Source organism: Granulosicoccus antarcticus IMCC3135, assembly GCF_002215215.1.
GTDB lineage: Bacteria > Pseudomonadota > Gammaproteobacteria > Granulosicoccales > Granulosicoccaceae > Granulosicoccus > Granulosicoccus antarcticus.
Genome location: NZ_CP018632.1, coordinates 1,546,680 through 1,563,471, shown reverse-complemented (window position 1 = coordinate 1,563,471; position 16,792 = coordinate 1,546,680). Strand labels below are relative to the sequence as shown.

The following is a 16,792-nucleotide window of genomic DNA, read 5'->3' as shown; positions in this document are numbered from 1 at the left end:
ACACGAAGCTAACTGCATTGCTTACTGATATAACGGCCTTGTGCTCGGTCAGGCAGGTTTCATTGCCATATCAGGACAGTGTGTAAGCAGAACGGGTCTGGATTGATGAAACATTATTCATGCAGCTTATCAGGAGAGACACATGTTCAAGGTATTCAAGAATATGGCACAGGGTTATGAACGTTATATGACCCTTCGTGGACGCATTTTAGCCCGAGAGCACCTTTTGCGTTGTGATGATCGCATGCTGGCAGATAGCGGTTTTTCACGAGGATTACTGCAAGAAGGTGTCAGCGCATGGCCATGGCGCACCATGGAGGCGCAGGATGCATCGTCATATGGCAACCCGGCACTGAAGTCACGTGCTCAGGCTATTACCGACTTGAAATCTCTCAACGATGCAGAGTTGGCCGACCTGGGTATCACTCGCGGCACGATCGAGCAATCTGTTGAATCCGGACGTGCAGGTGTTGTTGCAGATCAACGGCAAAAAGCGGCCTGATGCCAACCACTCAATCCAGTAGTACTGCCACAGTCTCGTCAGAAATTCTGAATTTCTGACGAGACCGCTACTGGCTCATTCATCCAGAGCTTTCAGCACTCGTTTGCGGAATACATTGATCTCTTTGGCAGCCTGTATATCGCCATTGGCTTCGGCCACCTTTTCACCCTGATCGAACGCGGACTTTGCCTCTTGCAATTGTCCATCCCCAGCCAGCGCCCTTCCCAACACACGCCAGGCGGCTGAATAGTCCGGCTTCAGCAAAACAGCCTGCTGCAGGTGTTCGATGGACTTGCCAAATTCACTTTCTGCAAAATAGGCATTGCCGAGGGTGTAGCGCAGCATTTCGTTATCCTGCCCTCGTGCCAACATGGCTTCAAACATTTCAGTCTGACTCATTGACTCTTTACTCCCATGACTTGATTGGAATTTCTAATTGGAGCGTGCTTTACAGACTGTCAATCCTGTCGACGCGCAATCAACCGGGCCTCGGCTTTACCAGACTCGTCCGGCTCTGGCTCATGGTACTCAAGAATCGAGAGGCTGGCGAAAAGACTCAGCAGCTCGTTACTTCTCAGCAGAAAATCCGGATTGGACAGCCCGTGTGTGAATGTCTGGTAGAACAGAATGCCGCCGGGCTTCAGCGCCTCGCAAATAGCCTGACACAGCGTGCGATCAAGAAATCGACACACGATGATGACATCAAAACTGTGTGGCAACGGAGGTTGTTTTTCAAGATCGCGTACCTGAGCAACAGCCACCCGGGATGCCGGACGTTGCTGGATATCAGCGATGGCATTCTTGCTGATATCCCAGGCGCTCACGTGGAACCCACGTTGAGCCAACCATTCGCCGTTAGCCGCTCGACCACAAGCCAGATCAAGTGCTGCCATGGATGGCCGCTCACTCGCTGTGCCGGGCAACCAGTGCTCTCCCTTTAGTAGTACATCCGCCACCGCCGGCAGTGGATGCCCTGAGTTCGCATATCGCTCATTCCACTTACTGCTGATCTCACTCATCCCGGAAGCCCTGCCCTATTGTCGCCAGAAAGCCGGTGTAAACAACACCAACATGGTGAATATTTCCAGACGACCGAAGAGCATGGCGATACTCAGCACATACAGGGAGAAATCTCCGAGGCTGGAATAATTGGCAGCGACCGTTCCCAGGCCCGGACCCAGATTGTTCAAACAGGCCACCACTGCAGAGAACGCACTTTCCTGGTCCAGACCCGCTGCCATCAATAACAGCAGCATGATGGCCAGCAAGGCCACATAACTGGCAAAGAAACCCCAGACGACATCGATCATGCGATTAGGCAGGGTCATGCCCCCCACCTTGACCATGATGGTTGCGTGAGGATGCAACAGTCGTCCCATTTCGCGCTGTCCCTGCTTGAAGAGCAGCAAGACACGAATGACCTTCATACCGCCACCTGTAGAACCGGCACAACCACCGATGAAGCTTGCAAACAACAGTAGCACTGGCAAAAAACCGGGCCAGTTGAAATATTCTTCAGAGGTAAATCCCGTCGTCGTACCAATGGAGACAACGTGGAAAAGGGCATTTCGGAGTGAGATTTTCCAGTCTGAAGTTTCGGTCAGAAACAGATAGGAGGCGGTAACCACCGTTAATACAAGCGCGATAATCACATAGGCTCGGAACTCTTCGTCGCGCCAGTAGTGCTTGAAATTAATTTGCCTGGCGGCGGTGAAGTGAAGACCGAAATTCACGCCGGATATCAGCATGAAGATCACGGCAATCATCTCGATCATGGTGCTGTCAAAATACCCGATGCTGCTGTCATGGGTGGAGAAACCACCAATCGCAACCGTTGAGAAACTGTGTGAAATAGCATCGAACCCTGTCATACCAGCAGCCCAGTAGGCTAGTGCACAGACCACCGTCAAACCCAGGTAGATGTACCAGAGTGCCTTGGCGGTACCAGCAATACGGGGTGTCAGTTTTTCCTTGTTGAGACCCGGCGTCTCGGCCTTGAACAAAGCCTGCCCGCCCACACCCAGCATGGGCAGAACAGCAATGGCCAGCACGATGATTCCCATGCCACCGAACCACTGCATCTGCTGGCGATAGAACAGTATCGAACGTGGCAGCAGGTCCAGACCGAGAATCACCGTCGCACCCGTGGTCGTCAACCCGGACATGGATTCGAAAATGGCTGCGCCTACGGTCAGATCCAGCGGGGTGTACAGATAAAACGGCAAACCACCGAATATTCCCAGTACCGCCCAGAACAGCACAACAACCAGAAAACCGTCCCGCAGACGCAGCTTCCCCTTGTGCGACCTGACCGGCAACGCCAGTAACAGACCGACCAGCATGGTTGCAGCAAAGGCTTCGAAAAACGGTGTAATGGAATTGAGAGGGTCACGATAGAGCAGCCCCACGATAACGGGCGTAACGAAGGTGACACTGAACATCGCCAGCAAGATGCCGACGACTCGCTGCACGACTTTGATCTGGATAGGGATAGCTGACATGGCGGACCTCTGCTAAACGAAGGTCACGCCGACCTGGAAAAGTTTTTCCACATCTGCGATCTGTTGCTTGTTGGTGATCAAAACGATCAGATGATCTTCTGGCTCGATCACCAGATCGTGATGAGCCATCAGCACCTCCTCACCGCGTACGACAACACCGATACTGGCACTCTTGGGCAATGGCAACTCTGAAATACAACGCCCTACCAGTACCGAGGTCTCCTCATCACCGTGCGCCACGCCTTCCAGCGCTTCTGCCTCACCACGTCGCAAGGAATGCACCGCTACAACGTCGCCTCGACGGATCAGGGTCAGCAACGCACCAATGGTGATCTGCTGTGGCGATATGGCAACATCAATGATGTCGCGCTCTACCAGTTCGACATAAGCGGGACGATTGATCAGGGACATGATCTTTCTGGCACCCATGTGCTTGGCCAGCATGGCCGACAGAATGTTTGCCTCATCATCGTTGGTCAATGCGCAGAAAACATCCATTTCCTGAATATTTTCATTGATCAGCATTTCCTGATTGGCAGCGTCACCATGTAGCACCATGGCGCTGTTGAGCATAGAGGACAACAATTCCGCTCGATCTTCGCGAGCTTCGATGACCTTGACTCTATAGAGGCGCTCCAGCGTCTTGGCCAGCAGCAGACCGATATTACCGCCACCTGCAATCATGACTCGCTTGCACGGCGTGCTATCGAGATGAAACTGCGCCATCGCCTTGGCAGTGTGCTGTCGCATACCCATGAAAAAGACGATGTCCTCTACCTTCATCACGGTCTCGCCGTCGGGGATAATGACATCCTCTCCGCGATAGACGCCCACAACCCGGATTTCAACCTCTCCCAGCAACATGGCCAGATCTGACAGTGGGAGGCCAGCCATGGGTGCCCCCTTCTGCACTTCAATGCCTACCAGACGTACCTTGCCCTTGGCAAAATCAACCACCTGAATAGCCCCGGGATGCTCGATGATGCGCTGAATATGTTCGGTCACCAACTGCTCGGGACTGATGATGACATCGATGGGTATATTGTCGTTGTCGAACAGGTTCTTCTCGCGCATGTATTCTGCTGAACGTATCCGCGCAATCTTGGCCGGCGTCCGGAACAGGGTGTAGGCGATCTGGATGGCCACGATGTTCGTCTCATCCGAATCTGTTGCAGCAATAATCATGTCCGCATCTTCGGCACCTGCAGAGCGCAGGACTTCAGGGTGCGAGGCATGTCCGATGACCGTTGCCAGATCGGAGTTTCTTGCCAGCTCGCGCAGCATGGGCGCATTGGTATCAACGATGGTGACATCGTTATCCTCCAGCGCCAGACTATAAGCGACGGTGAGACCGACCTGGCCGGCTCCAAGAACAATGATTTTCATGGTGTTTTCTGCGCTTGCCGATTATTCTCGAACCTTGTCGAGGTCAATATCCAGACTCCGCAGTTTTCGATAGAGATGAGTGCGCTCCATGCCCACATGTTTAGCCAGGTCGCCGATATTTCCCTGAGTTTCTGCCAGACATCTCAACAGATACTGACGTTCAAAGTCGGCGCGCGCCTCACGTAAGGGCAAGTCGTGGCGTAGTGCCACCGTCGTGTCACTGTTAACGACAATGCCCAACACCCTGTTGACCTCAGGTACTTCTATTTCGGCCGAACCACCCAGTAACAGAATACGCTGCACCAGATTTTTCATTTCCAGAAGGTTACCTGGCCAGTCCAGGTTACGCAGACGATTCTGCGCCGCCACGGTGAAATGCCGATAAACCAGTCCCTCTTCGGCCACATGCCAATCAACCAGCCCCTCCAGTAGCGCCGGAATATCTTCAGGATGTTCACGCAGGGGCTTGATGTGGATGGTCTCATCACTGAGCAAGCTGGCCAGTGCTGCATCAAGTGCGCCCTGACGCACCGCCAATGACAGTTCGTTACGGGATGAGGCCACCAACCGGGCCCTGAAGGGCACTCGCGAGGTTCCTCCAACCCGTGTAAAGCCTTGCTGCTCTATAGCCTGATGCAGGTAATGCTGAGCGCTTGAGGGCAGATGCTCTATGTCAGTCAGAAACAAGGTGCCACCGGCCGCAGATTCGAGAAAACCCATGCTGACACCTGCAGCGCTCTCATCCCCATACAGCTCACGATGAGCGTTCGCCGATGAAAGCGTGTCACAGCGCAACTGGATGAATCGTCCGCTGATACCAGGATTCATATCATGTGCACTCTGGGCAAACAGCACACGGCCACTACCTGCCTCACCAATCAGCAACAACGAATCACTGCGATTTGCCTGAGTGTCTATCTGGTTACGCATTGACTTGACGTAATCACTGACCCCCAGAGCCAATGGCAGACGTCGGGTCGCAGGTAAATTCGGCTCCTTGCCACCCTCCGGTACGAATGTCTCTGCCAGTGCCTTTTCCACCGTCAACAACAATTTGGCCAGAGACAGCGGCTTTTCGATGAAATCCACGGCACCGTGCCGGGTCGCCTCGACGGCGGTCTCCACCGTGCCGTGACCTGAGATCATGATGACCGGAAAATCCAGAGTCCCTGCCCGTTTCCACGATTTCAGCAAAGTGACGCCATCCATGTCAGGCATCCAGATATCCAGCAAGACCAGATCCGGTCGCGCCTCCTCTATACAGGCCTGGGCCGCAGCGGCGGTATCGGCTGTAGAGACCGCATAACCTTCATCTTCAAGAATTTCCTGCAGTAAACTGCGAATGTCTGGCTCGTCATCGACGACCAGGACAGCATGTTCACTCATACGTCATCTCCTTGAGATGGCAGCTGGGATGTGGGATACGGCAGACTTATAATCACGGCAGCACCTCGTTCTCGGCGGTTTTCAGCACGTATTCTGCCATTGTGTTCTTCAACAATCTTCTTGACGATAGCCAGCCCCAGCCCTGTGCCTTTGGGCTTCGACGAAACATAGGGTTCGAACAATCGATCCATCAGCTCGATCGGGAATCCGGGACCATCATCCTGGGTGACGATTTCCAGCATATCCTGCAATGACAATTGCCGGTAATGGGTACTCAGATGCACAGTTTTAACAGATTGCGACTGCTGCGCCTCAAGTGCGTTTTTTATCAAATTATGCGTCAGTTGACGCATTCTCGGTAGATCCATCAATATCGGTGGAGCAGAGCTGTCCAGGCTCATTTCTATCTTCACCAAACCATCCGGGTCACGATACAGATCAGCGACTTCTTCCAACAAGGCATTCATACTCGCCGGATCCAGTGCCAGTTTGGGTGTCGAGGCATATTCTGCGAAAGCATCGACCATCGACTTCAGCGCATCAACCTGATTTTCGATAGTACGAGTCAGGCGTTCCAGCATCTCATGATCAGCACCTTCAAGCTTACTCTGAAACTTGTGACGCATCCGCTCAGCTGATAGTTGTATCGGTGTCAATGGATTCTTGATCTCGTGGGCAAGTCGCCTTGCCACCTCGCTCCAGGCAGCATCGCGCTGGGCACTGATAATAGTTGTCATATCATCAATAACAATGACGCGCCCGGTCAGCTCCCCGGCAGCATCCAGCAAAACGGTGCCTCGACAGAGCAAAAACCGGCGCCCCCCCTGGTCATAGACTTCGATCTCGGCAGACCATTCCCGATTACCGGACTGCTCCAGCGGCTTGCAGACCTGTTCGCTGAACTGCGACAGCACACTGTTGTCGCGGGCGTCATGATCCAGTGCCTGCCCACGCATCTGCACCAGCTGCCCACCCAGAATGGTGACGGCAGCCGGGTTGCTGGTGCGTACGTTATTTTCAGCATCAAGCGTAATAACGCCGGAAGAGATTTGCCCCAGAACGGCCTGTAACCGTGCCCGCTGGCGCTCCACCTGGCGCTGACTCTGTTCGGCATTCTTGCGACTCTGTTCCAACTGCAAAGTCATGTAATTGAATGACTGCACCAGAAAACCAAGCTCATCGTTCTTGCTGCGTTTATAGATCCGGGTAGCGTAATTGCCTTCGGCAACCGCCCTCGTGCCTTCCACCAGATCATGAATCGGCATCATCATGCGACGTGCAGCATAGAGCGCAAACCACACAGCCATCATGACCGAAAGCAACAATGCCAGCGACAGTGTCAGCATGGAACTGAGCATGAGCGGCCGACGCAGAAAAACCAGCTGACGGTATTGCTGATAACTGGTCTGCACACTTTCTGCCAGATCCGAGGATCGATGGGCAATCGGGTACAGAGCCTGAAGCACTGAGTTCTCCAGAACCGGATCTTCTGACAATACAGGTGTCACAACACGCACGTACAGTTCACCGTCACCAACAGGATCTACACCCACATACGACAGGCCTTTCTGGGCACGCACAACCAGATCATTCTCGGGGCGGTTCGGCTGCACACTGATGCTATCGAGCAGACCGGTGGAGGCCACAATCCGGTTATCCGGTCCAATCAGCGTCATCTCGCTGGCTTCGGTCTCTGCCGAGAGTGTATTCAATGCAACTACGGCCACCGCCTCACTGACGCCAACCAGTTGCTGAGCCACTTTAACGGTGTCCCTCTGCAGCGTTCGCATCTGCAGTCCCAGTGATTCGCGGCTGAGTTCCAGCGCATCGTCCAGCGCCTGTTCTATTTCCAGATCAAAGTAGCTGTTGATATTGGCGCGCAGAAAACGTATTGAAAATCCGTAGACCAATGTGACAGGCACCAGGGCCAGCAAGACCGATACGATGACCAGTTTCACCGTCAGCCTGGAGCCTGCTATGCGCTGCCGGAACTCTCGCACCAGGCGCCAGCCGTTCATGATAATCAGAACAGCAATAAAGCATAATGCAAGCCCATTACCCAGTAGCAGCCAGTGATAATACTGGCCAAACCGATCGAGCTGCAGCGCGATTGTCCCCAGCACCCACAGTGAGGCGATCAGCACGATGAACAGCAATGCCATCAGCACGGCACTGGTCAGGGTGCGACGCCTGAGTCTGCTCAGTTGACCTGCCACTGATACTCCTTACTCGTCAGGCGCCAACTGGAGGCGATCAGGGGTTGCAATGGTAAAGGCAGGGAATCCGAATCCAGCTTGAATTGCAGCTGCGCCACAACCCTGGAAGGTATCTGCTCCAGAACCTGCACATTGATCTTGTGCATGACATCCTCTACATCCAGTGCCATAGGCAACCGCTTGAAGGTGCCCAGCCCTTCAATCGCTGCGTACAGTGATCGATAGTTACGACTGATGCCGGTATCGATGGCGTGCACTCGATAATGGCGGGTCAATTCATAATAGGTTAATCGGAATCGATGCTGATACTGTGCCAATGAACGATCAAACCAGTAGTCTCGTGACTGACTGAATGCCAAAGTCAGGATGAAATCCAGTGGCACGCCACTGTCGAGCCCGTCACGGATCGGCTCTGGCAAATCTATATCGGCTGTTGCTGATAGATAAAGCTGTCCGGATTCGCGCTGCAGTTCCACATCGGCCAGTTTGATGCTGCCATCGGTTGCACCACTGAGCGACAGGCTACGCGCCGATATGCTGACCAACACGATGAAAACAAGCAAGGTAAGCAAAGGCACCAGCAAAAAGGCAAGTGCCCAGCCCCCCTTGTCTGGTTCAGCATCCACTAAGCGCTGATCATCCTGCACGCTTGCCAATGGGTGCGTAGAAAAAGCCGTCCATGCCATTGTCACCAGGAAAAATCTGGCGAGTATCTGCCAGTAATACGGCATCGTCAGTACGCGCCAGAAATGCCTCTACTTGCTGCTCATTCTCAGCCTTCAGGGTCGAACAGGTCGCGTACAGAAAAAAGCCTCCAGGCTTCAGCGTGCGCCACAGTTGATCCAGCAGTTGCGCTTGAAGTGCAACAAGAACCTCAATATCGCTATCACGACGCAGCAGCTTGATGTCAGGGTGACGGCGAATAACGCCGGTACCCGAGCATGGAGCGTCCAGCAATACCGCATCGAAGGCCTCACCATCCCACCATTGCTCAAGCTCACCGGCATCCACAGCATGCAACTGAGCGCGCTCTGCCAGACCGAGCCGCGTTAGTGTATCTGCCACGCGCTGCAGACGCAGTGCATCCTGATCCAGTGCCACCACTGCAGAGAAATGATCCAGTTCCAGCGCATGCGCCGTCTTGCCACCCGGGGCCGAGCAGGCATCCAGCAAACGTCCACCGGGCGCGCTGAAGCGACTCAGATAGCCAGCGGCCAATTGTGCCGCCGCATCCTGAACGCTGACATCGCCAGCGTCGAACCCTGGCAATTGCTGTACAGATGCCGGTTTTTCCAGACACAGTGCTTGTTGCGCTTCGGGCACACTCGCCGCCGGACACTCTACAGCCAGCAAGCGTTGCTGATAATCCTCGGTACTACCGCGTCGACTATTGACCCTCAGGGTCATCGGGGCCTGCTGATTGTTCTGTTCGCAAATATGCCGCCATTGATCCGGCCAGTCTTCCTGCAAACGCTTCAGTAACCAGTCGGGATGGCTCAGCCGTTGTGACTCAAGTAAAGCTGATTCCAGCTCCTCAGCCCGCCTCTGATAGTTACGCAGCACGGCATTGACCAGTCCTCGCGCCCATGGCTTTTTCAGATGCTTGGAGACCTTGACGGTCTCATCCACCGCGGCATGTGCCGAGGTGGGTGTATGCCGGAGCTGGAAGATACCCAGTTGCAGTAACAGATAGACATCCAGATCCTTTTTCTTGAGAGGCTTGTCCAGCAACTGATCGACGATGCCAGCAAGTTCCCCGGAAAATCGGGCAAAGCCATAACTCCAGGCCTGTAACTGCGCCTGCTCACGCTCCACAACGCGTGCCTGAGCCGTTGGCAGCAAACGCGTCAGAGACCCACCCCCCGTCTGCAATTGCTGCATGAGCTGTACACAGGCGAGTCGCAGACTGATGGTCACGGGTCGGGCAGCGTTAGCTTTCATAGGGTCGCAAATTGCTCAGCGTGCAAATCACGCCCTTGGCTGAAAGAATCGGAATTCTGCATTTTTTTGCCTGGCCACTGCAGTTGCAGCAGTTCGATCAGGCCATCACCGGTTCTGACCACAATCGCACCCGGACTTACCTGCACAATGGTTCCTGCTGGTTGATCGGCAACGTTGTCAGCTGCGAGTCTACTGGCAAGTACATCAGGTGTCAGCAAGCGGCTCTGCCAGATACGTACGCGCTCATCACGCAATCGGGCCTCGGCAACCGGCCAGGGGTTGAAAGCTCTGACCTTGCGATGAATCAGCAATGAGGATTCAGTGAAGTCCAGTTGTGCTTCGGCTTTCGTCAGCTTCTCGGCATAGGTCAGCCCTTCTTCTGGCTGCACGACAGGCTGCAGCGTACCGTTACAACGAACCGGCAAGGCATCCAGCAGTGCTGCAGCACCCAACGCTGCGAGACGATCATGCAACTGGGCAACCGTTTCGTCTGCACCAATGGCTAACTGACGCTCCAGCAAGACATCCCCGGTATCCAATCCTGCATCCATTTGCATGATGCAGACACCGGTATGGGTGTCACCAGCCAGAATCGCCCGATGAATGGGCGCAGCACCGCGCCAGCGCGGTAGCAAGGAGCCGTGAATGTTCAGACAACCTAAAGGAGGCAGATCCAGCACCGTTTGCGGCAAAATGATGCCATAGGCGGCGACCACCAGAACATCTGCCGACAGCGATGCCAGCTCAGCCAGTGCGTCATCATTGCGCAAACTGACGGGCTGTTGCACGGGTATGTCGGCCGCCAGTGCACGCTGCTTGACGGCGCTATGAGTCAGTTTCCTGCCTCGGCCTGCCGGTCTGTCCGGCTGCGTCAGTACACCGACCACCTCATGCTGGCTCTGAATCAAGGCATCCAGCGCCACGGCAGCAAACTCCGGGGTTCCGGCAAAGGCGACTCTGAGCCTGTCGCAATTCACACTCGCTGATGAGCTGCTCATGGGCGCTCAGGTATATCGTCTGGGTCGGCCCCATCACGAACCCACTTCTCCAGCCGTTTGCGAATACGATTCCGTTTCAGCGGCGAGATGTAGTCGACAAAGAGTTTGCCGTTCAAATGGTCTATCTCATGCTGAATACAGACCGCCAGCAGGCCATCTGCCTCGATTTCGAAAGGGTTACCTTCACGATCAATGGCCGCAACCTTGATCTCTGCTGGTCGTTTAACCGTCTCGTAGACGCCTGGAATGGACAAACAGCCTTCCTGCATCTCACCTTTCCCCTCGGCGAGGAGAATTTCGGGGTTGATAAAGGTCAGAGGACTGTCGTTCTCCTCTGATACGTCGATAACCATCACACGTCTGTGCACATTGACCTGAGTCGCCGCCAGACCGATGCCCGGCGCGTCATACATGGTCTCGAACATATGGTCGATAAGCTTGACAAGATCGCCATCAACATTGGCAATCCTGGCGGCGGTGCGGCGCAGCTGGGCGTCTGGGTAATAAAGAATATCTAGCAATGACACGTGGAGTCCTGGACATTATCCAAAACGGAATTCTAACAGGGACAGGCAAGGCTTCCCGTTTGCGTATCAAGGTTTCTCAATGTCCGCCGATTCTTCTGGTAGACCACGCCGAATCAACCAGGGAGAGTTCCCGAATATGGCTCCAATTATGACTGCACCGACTGCTCGTCTCTCTCTGGCAGTCTGTCTGTCCGCGCTTTTAACTGCCTGTGCGTCCATTGATGCACCCTCGGCCTTCGTTGTAGAGCCGCCTGCGGCCCAGATCAACGACCGTTTCAGCGAAGACGGACTGACCAGCCCGACCCCGCAATACACCTCATCCGAGCCAAGAATCTATATAGACGAAGGCCAGCTGGAAGCGGATGCGCCGGATACCTATACTGTCGTCCGCGGCGATACTTTATGGGATATATCCGACCGTTTCCTCAAAGAACCCTGGCTGTGGCCTGAGATCTGGAGCTATAACCCCCAGATAGAAAATCCACATCTGATCTATCCTGGTGACGTACTGGCACTAGAGTATGTCAATGGTCGTCCCTCACTGGTTCTGACCCGCAAGGGACAGGGCCGAGTCGATACGGATGGCAATCGAGCTAGCGATGGTCGTGTGCGCCTGTATCCCAAAATCCGATCTGAATCTCTGGATAATGCCATTCCAACCATCTCCGGGGATTCCATCCAGCAGTTTCTGGTGCACCCACGAGTGGTGACCGCCGACGTTATCAACAATGCTCCGTATGTGGTTGGCAACTACGACAGTCGCCTGATCAGTGCCGTGGGTCATAAGGTTTTTGTACGTGGCAAGCTCAATCGCGACCAGACTTCCTATGGTGTATTTCGCCGTAACAAGGAACTACGTGACCCCATATCGGACGCCCTGCTGGGCTATGAAGTCAGCCATGTAGCCGACGCCCGATTACTCAGCACAGGAGATCCATCTGCCATTGCCATCACTCGCAACAAGATGGAAACCATGAATGGCGACATACTGCTGCCCACCCATGAAGGCTCGGTGACACATACCTATATACCGCGACTACCCTCGCTCCAGGGCGAAGGCCGCATAGTCTCGCTGGTCAATGCCATCGCGCAAACCGGACGCGATCAGGTGATTGTTCTCAACATCGGTTCCGAATCCAGCATTCAGGAAGGCGATGTGCTCGCCATCGAAACGCGTGGCAAGACGATTGTCGATGAAAGAGGCATTGGTGGTCACGAAAAAGTGACTCTGCCCAATCAGCGAACTGGTGTGGCAATGGTATTCAAGACCTTTGACAAGGTAAGCTATGCACTGGTCATGGAATCGACCCGCCCGGTAATGGTCAACGACATCATCACCGGAATCTGAATCTGCCTGGCGCCCATGACAGTGGCCGCGGGCACAACCGCGGTTACTCGTCATGGAAGATGGGCTTTCAATTCAAAAGCAAACCCCTACGTCAGCCTGGCTGACTTTTTCGCTGGCTTTCGCCGACAGCACACGATTGTGCCGTCTGCTTCGCCAATCGTGCCCGGACCCGGGGGCGATCGGTGATCTGATCCAGCGCTATCTGACTCGTCAGGATGAAGTTCTGGCTCAGCACCTGCGCCAGATAAACGTCCCTGTGTCCCTGCAAGAGCTGTTCAGCGAGGCGACTATCCGCCGCTGCGAACAAGCCTTGACGTGGCAGGCACAGCGCCCCGATCACCACCTGCTGGGCATGGATCACCAGGCCTACCCTGCCCTGCTGCAGGATACGGATGATGCACCACCGCTGTTGTACGCCCGCGGTTCCCTGCAGGCTCTGGACTACCCACTGATCGCAGTTGTCGGTTCACGCAAGGCCAGTCACTCAGCACTGAGCCATACACGAACCCTGTGCACCGAACTGGCTGAAAAAGGCCTGGGGATTGTCAGCGGACTTGCCATCGGTGTTGATGCCGCCGCCCATCAGGGCGCACTGGCAGCCAATGGCCCCCACCGTGGCCCGACTCTGGCGATCGCAGCTACCCCGCCCGAACGCGTCTACCCGAAGCGCCACCACGAGCTGGCAGAGCAGATAATCGAGGCCGAAGGGCTGATCATTACTGAATATCCACATGGGAGCGTAACCCGCCCCTGGCATTTTCCGCAACGTAACCGAATTATCAGCGGCTTGAGTCTGGGGGTTCTGGTAGCCGAGGCAGGTTTGCCCAGCGGCACGCTAACGACCGCCACTCATGCCATGAATCAAGGTCGCGAGGTGATGGCCGTGCCTGGCTCCATCCACAATTTACAGGCACGCGGTTGTCACGCCCTGATCAAACAGGGAGCGGCCCTGGTCGAAAATTACGATGACATCATTGACATCCTGGGAGAACCTTTGCAACGGGCCCTGGCAGCTCTGCACACCCATCATCCATTGACTTCATCCGTAACAAGCCAGTCGATTGACGCACCACAACAGCATGAACTGGCACTCTCTCGGGAACAGCCAGATTCCGAGTCACAAGCCTTGTTAAGCACACTAGCCAGTCAATCTGCCACAATCGACGAATTAATGACACACAGTCATCTGAGCGTCTCGCAGCTGGCAGCTCTATTGGGTTTGCTGGAAGCAAAAGGCCTGATCAGGACTTCGGCAGGAGGCCGTTATGCGCTTTGCCAACCCTGAAAATTACACGGCCTCGTTGACAAAATGCGATCAAGCGACGACGCTATCGCCGTGAGTCATACTTATCGGTCAATCTGTGAACGGTCTGCCATAGTGCCGTTAACCCCCGTTGGGTGACTCTTTAAGTATGATCCTTTGTACTTGAGACCATCGTCCCTGTCCCCATGATCGGGTGCCGGTCCAGCTGCCATCACAATCAATTCGGTATTCATGAGCAAAAATCTGGTCATTGTTGAGTCCCCTGCCAAGGGCAAGACGATCGAGAAGTATCTGGGCAAGGACTACAAGGTACTGGCCTCTTATGGCCATGTTCGCGACCTGTTGCCCAAGGAAGGCGCTGTCGATCCCGATAACGACTTCGCCATGAAGTACCAGATGATCGAGCGCAACGAGAAACACGTTGCCGCCATCAAGAAGGCCTTGAAGAAAGCTGACAACCTGCTTCTCGCAACGGATCCGGATCGCGAGGGTGAGGCCATCAGCTGGCATCTGGTCGAGCATCTACGTGAAACGGGCGATCTGGAAGGCAAACACGTTGAGCGTGTGGTCTTTCACGAAATTACCAAAAAGGCAGTCCAGGAGGCTGTCGATAACCCGCGCGAACTCGGTTATGACCTGGTTAACGCGCAACAGGCGCGTCGTGCACTGGACTACCTGGTTGGTTTCAACCTGTCGCCATTGTTGTGGCGCAAGATTCGTCGTGGCTTGTCAGCGGGACGCGTGCAGTCTCCCGCATTGCGCATGATCTGCGAGCGTGAGAACGAGATCGAAGCCTTCATTCCCCAGGAATACTGGAGCGTGCTGGCCGAACTGGAAAAAAACACACAGCCCTTCACCGCCCGTCTGTCTCTGCTCAACGGCGAGAAGGTCAAGCAGTTCACCGTCAACAATGGCGAACTGGCCAACTCGACTCGCGATATGTTGCTGAGCAATGCCAATGGCACGCTCACGGCCGTCAAGGTCGAGAAGAAACAGCGTAAACGCAACCCGACAGCACCGTTCACCACCTCGACTCTGCAGCAGGAAGCGTCACGAAAACTCGGATTTGGTGCTCAGCGAACCATGCGCACCGCCCAGAAACTATACGAAGGTATAAAAATTGGTGAGGAAGGCCCCACCGGTTTGATCACCTATATGCGTACCGACTCCATTACGCTGTCTCAGGAATGCCTTGACGAATTGCGGGAGCTGATACCAAAACGCTTTGGCAAGGAATACCTGCCCGAGGCAATCAACGTCTACAAGAACAAATCCAAGAATGCGCAGGAAGCGCACGAGGCGATTCGCCCTTCATCGGTGATGCGCGCCCCCGACGAGATCAAGCAATTTCTCGAAGAAGATCAGTACAAGCTCTATAACCTGATCTGGAAACGAACCGTCGCTAGCCAGATGATCTTCGCCACCATCGACCAGGTTGCCGTGGATTTCGCCTGCGGTGAAGGCAATCTGTTTCGCGCTACCGGTTCGACTATCCACTTCCCCGGTTTCATGACCGTCTACAAGGAAGATGAGGACGACAAGAAAAAGTCTGACGACGATGAGAAAGTGTTGCCAGAGATGAAGGAAGGCGACCAGGTCCCGTTGCAGGACATCAAACTGACACAGCATTTCACTGAGCCTCCGCCGCGCTTCTCTGAGGCAAGCCTGGTCAAGACGCTGGAAGAATATGGAATTGGACGACCGTCAACCTATGCCTCCATCATTTCCACGCTGCAGTCACGAGAATATGTGGAAATTGAAAGTCGCCGCTTCTTCCCGACCGATACGGGTCGAGTGGTCGCAACGTTTCTTGCCAAGCATTTCGACAAGTACGTGGACTACGACTTTACGGCCAATCTGGAAGATGAGCTGGATGCCGTATCACGTGGCGAGAAAGACTGGGTGCCCTTGTTGGCTGAGTTCTGGAAACCTTTCAAGGAACAGGTAGACGACAAGCTGGAGAACGTCTCGAAGGATGAGGCCATTCAGGCCCGTGAACTCGGAACAGACGAAGAATCCGGTAAGCCGATCACCGTTCGCATTGGTCAGTACGGTGCGTTTGTCCAGATCGGTACCCGCGATGATGAGGACAAGCCCAAGTTCGCAGGGCTGCGTCCCGGTCAACGCATGAACACCATCACACTGGAACAAGCCATTCAGCTATTCGACCTGCCCCGAGATCTGGGTGAATCTGCTGAAGGTGAGAAAATCACGGCCAATATTGGTCGGTTTGGTCCCTATATCAAATACGCCTCCAAGTTCGTATCGCTCAAGGAAGACGATCCTTACACCGTAACGCTGGAACGGGCACTGGAGATCGTCGCCGAGAAGAAGATTGCTGATGCCAACAAGCTGGTCAAGGAGTTTGAAGGCACCGACATTCAGATACTCAATGGTCGCTGGGGCGCCTATATCACCGACGGCAGCAAGAACGCAAAAATCCCCAAAGAATTGAAAGAGACCCCGGCAGCGATTGATCTGGAGACCTGCCAGAAACTGCTGGCCGAAGCGCCAGAGCGGCGCGGTCGCGGCAAGAAGAAAGCTGTAGCCAAGAAGACAGAGGCCACTGCCAAGAAAAAAGCGGTCGCAAAGAAGAAGACCAAGAAGAAAAGCGCCAGCAAAAAGAAAAGCGCCGCCAGCAAGAAAAAAAGTGCTGCCAGTAAAAAAGCTGCAGCCAAGAAAAAAGCCGCAGCCTCCAGTGATAGCTCCAAGGCTGAGTGAAC

14 protein-coding genes are annotated in these 16,792 nt (G+C 54.5%); 4 read left to right on the top strand and 10 right to left on the bottom strand.

Annotated elements, in window-relative coordinates; translation table 11 throughout:
• Positions 1 to 142 precede the first annotated feature (142 nt).
• Positions 143 to 502: a DUF1127 domain-containing protein gene (locus IMCC3135_RS06735; RefSeq protein WP_088916909.1), complete on the top strand. Its 360-nt coding sequence runs from the start codon at positions 143 to 145 to the stop codon at positions 500 to 502.
• Between the two features lie 75 nt (positions 503 to 577).
• Here IMCC3135_RS06735 and IMCC3135_RS06730 read toward each other — a convergent pair whose 3' ends face one another.
• From IMCC3135_RS06730 to def, 10 genes are read right to left on the bottom strand one after another with little or no spacing between them, the layout of a single operon-like run.
• On the bottom strand, positions 578 to 901 hold the full coding sequence (locus IMCC3135_RS06730; RefSeq protein WP_088916908.1) for a tetratricopeptide repeat protein: 324 nt from the start codon (positions 899 to 901) through the stop codon (positions 578 to 580).
• Between the two features lie 59 nt (positions 902 to 960).
• On the bottom strand, positions 961 to 1,521 hold the full coding sequence (locus IMCC3135_RS06725; RefSeq protein WP_088916907.1) for a class I SAM-dependent methyltransferase: 561 nt from the start codon (positions 1,519 to 1,521) through the stop codon (positions 961 to 963).
• Between the two features lie 15 nt (positions 1,522 to 1,536).
• Positions 1,537 to 2,988: a potassium transporter TrkG gene (locus tag IMCC3135_RS06720; protein WP_088921712.1), complete on the bottom strand. Its 1,452-nt coding sequence runs from the start codon at positions 2,986 to 2,988 to the stop codon at positions 1,537 to 1,539.
• Positions 2,989 to 3,015: 27 nt separating this feature from the next.
• Positions 3,016 to 4,389, bottom strand: coding sequence for a Trk system potassium transporter TrkA (gene trkA / locus IMCC3135_RS06715; RefSeq protein WP_088916906.1), 1,374 nt, complete (start codon positions 4,387 to 4,389; stop codon positions 3,016 to 3,018).
• Between the two features lie 21 nt (positions 4,390 to 4,410).
• Positions 4,411 to 5,775: a sigma-54-dependent transcriptional regulator gene (locus IMCC3135_RS06710; protein ID WP_088916905.1), complete on the bottom strand. Its 1,365-nt coding sequence runs from the start codon at positions 5,773 to 5,775 to the stop codon at positions 4,411 to 4,413.
• Positions 5,772 to 7,991 (bottom strand): sensor histidine kinase, encoded by a 2,220-nt coding sequence (locus tag IMCC3135_RS06705; protein WP_088916904.1) that lies wholly within the window; start codon positions 7,989 to 7,991, stop codon positions 5,772 to 5,774. The genes IMCC3135_RS06710 and IMCC3135_RS06705 overlap by 4 nt, the downstream gene beginning before the upstream one ends.
• Positions 7,976 to 8,677 (bottom strand): DUF4390 domain-containing protein, encoded by a 702-nt coding sequence (locus IMCC3135_RS06700; RefSeq protein WP_157735808.1) that lies wholly within the window; start codon positions 8,675 to 8,677, stop codon positions 7,976 to 7,978. Before IMCC3135_RS06700 ends, IMCC3135_RS06705 begins: the two co-directional genes overlap by 16 nt.
• Entirely contained in the window at positions 8,628 to 9,932 is a 1,305-nt protein-coding gene (rsmB, locus tag IMCC3135_RS06695) for a 16S rRNA (cytosine(967)-C(5))-methyltransferase RsmB (RefSeq protein ID WP_205737940.1), read from the bottom strand. Before rsmB ends, IMCC3135_RS06700 begins: the two co-directional genes overlap by 50 nt.
• Positions 9,929 to 10,930, bottom strand: a complete 1,002-nt coding sequence (gene fmt / locus IMCC3135_RS06690) for a methionyl-tRNA formyltransferase (RefSeq protein WP_088916902.1) — start codon at positions 10,928 to 10,930, stop codon at positions 9,929 to 9,931. Before fmt ends, rsmB begins: the two co-directional genes overlap by 4 nt.
• Positions 10,927 to 11,457 carry a peptide deformylase gene (def, locus tag IMCC3135_RS06685; protein WP_088916901.1) on the bottom strand — a complete coding sequence of 177 codons (531 nt, stop codon included), beginning with the start codon at positions 11,455 to 11,457 and terminating at the stop codon, positions 10,927 to 10,929. Before def ends, fmt begins: the two co-directional genes overlap by 4 nt.
• Before the next feature lie 136 nt (positions 11,458 to 11,593).
• Between def and IMCC3135_RS06680 the strand changes: the two genes are divergently transcribed.
• The 3 genes from IMCC3135_RS06680 to IMCC3135_RS06670 all read left to right on the top strand — a co-directional run bounded on the left by IMCC3135_RS06680 (position 11,594) and on the right by IMCC3135_RS06670 (position 16,790).
• Positions 11,594 to 12,805 carry a LysM peptidoglycan-binding domain-containing protein gene (locus IMCC3135_RS06680; RefSeq protein ID WP_205737939.1) on the top strand — a complete coding sequence of 404 codons (1,212 nt, stop codon included), beginning with the start codon at positions 11,594 to 11,596 and terminating at the stop codon, positions 12,803 to 12,805.
• 52 nt (positions 12,806 to 12,857) lie between these two features.
• Positions 12,858 to 14,090: a DNA-processing protein DprA gene (gene dprA / locus IMCC3135_RS06675; RefSeq protein WP_088916899.1), complete on the top strand. Its 1,233-nt coding sequence runs from the start codon at positions 12,858 to 12,860 to the stop codon at positions 14,088 to 14,090.
• 210 nt (positions 14,091 to 14,300) lie between these two features.
• Positions 14,301 to 16,790 (top strand): DNA topoisomerase I, encoded by a 2,490-nt coding sequence (locus IMCC3135_RS06670; protein ID WP_088916898.1) that lies wholly within the window; start codon positions 14,301 to 14,303, stop codon positions 16,788 to 16,790.
• The last annotated feature ends 2 nt before the right edge of the window (positions 16,791 to 16,792 follow it).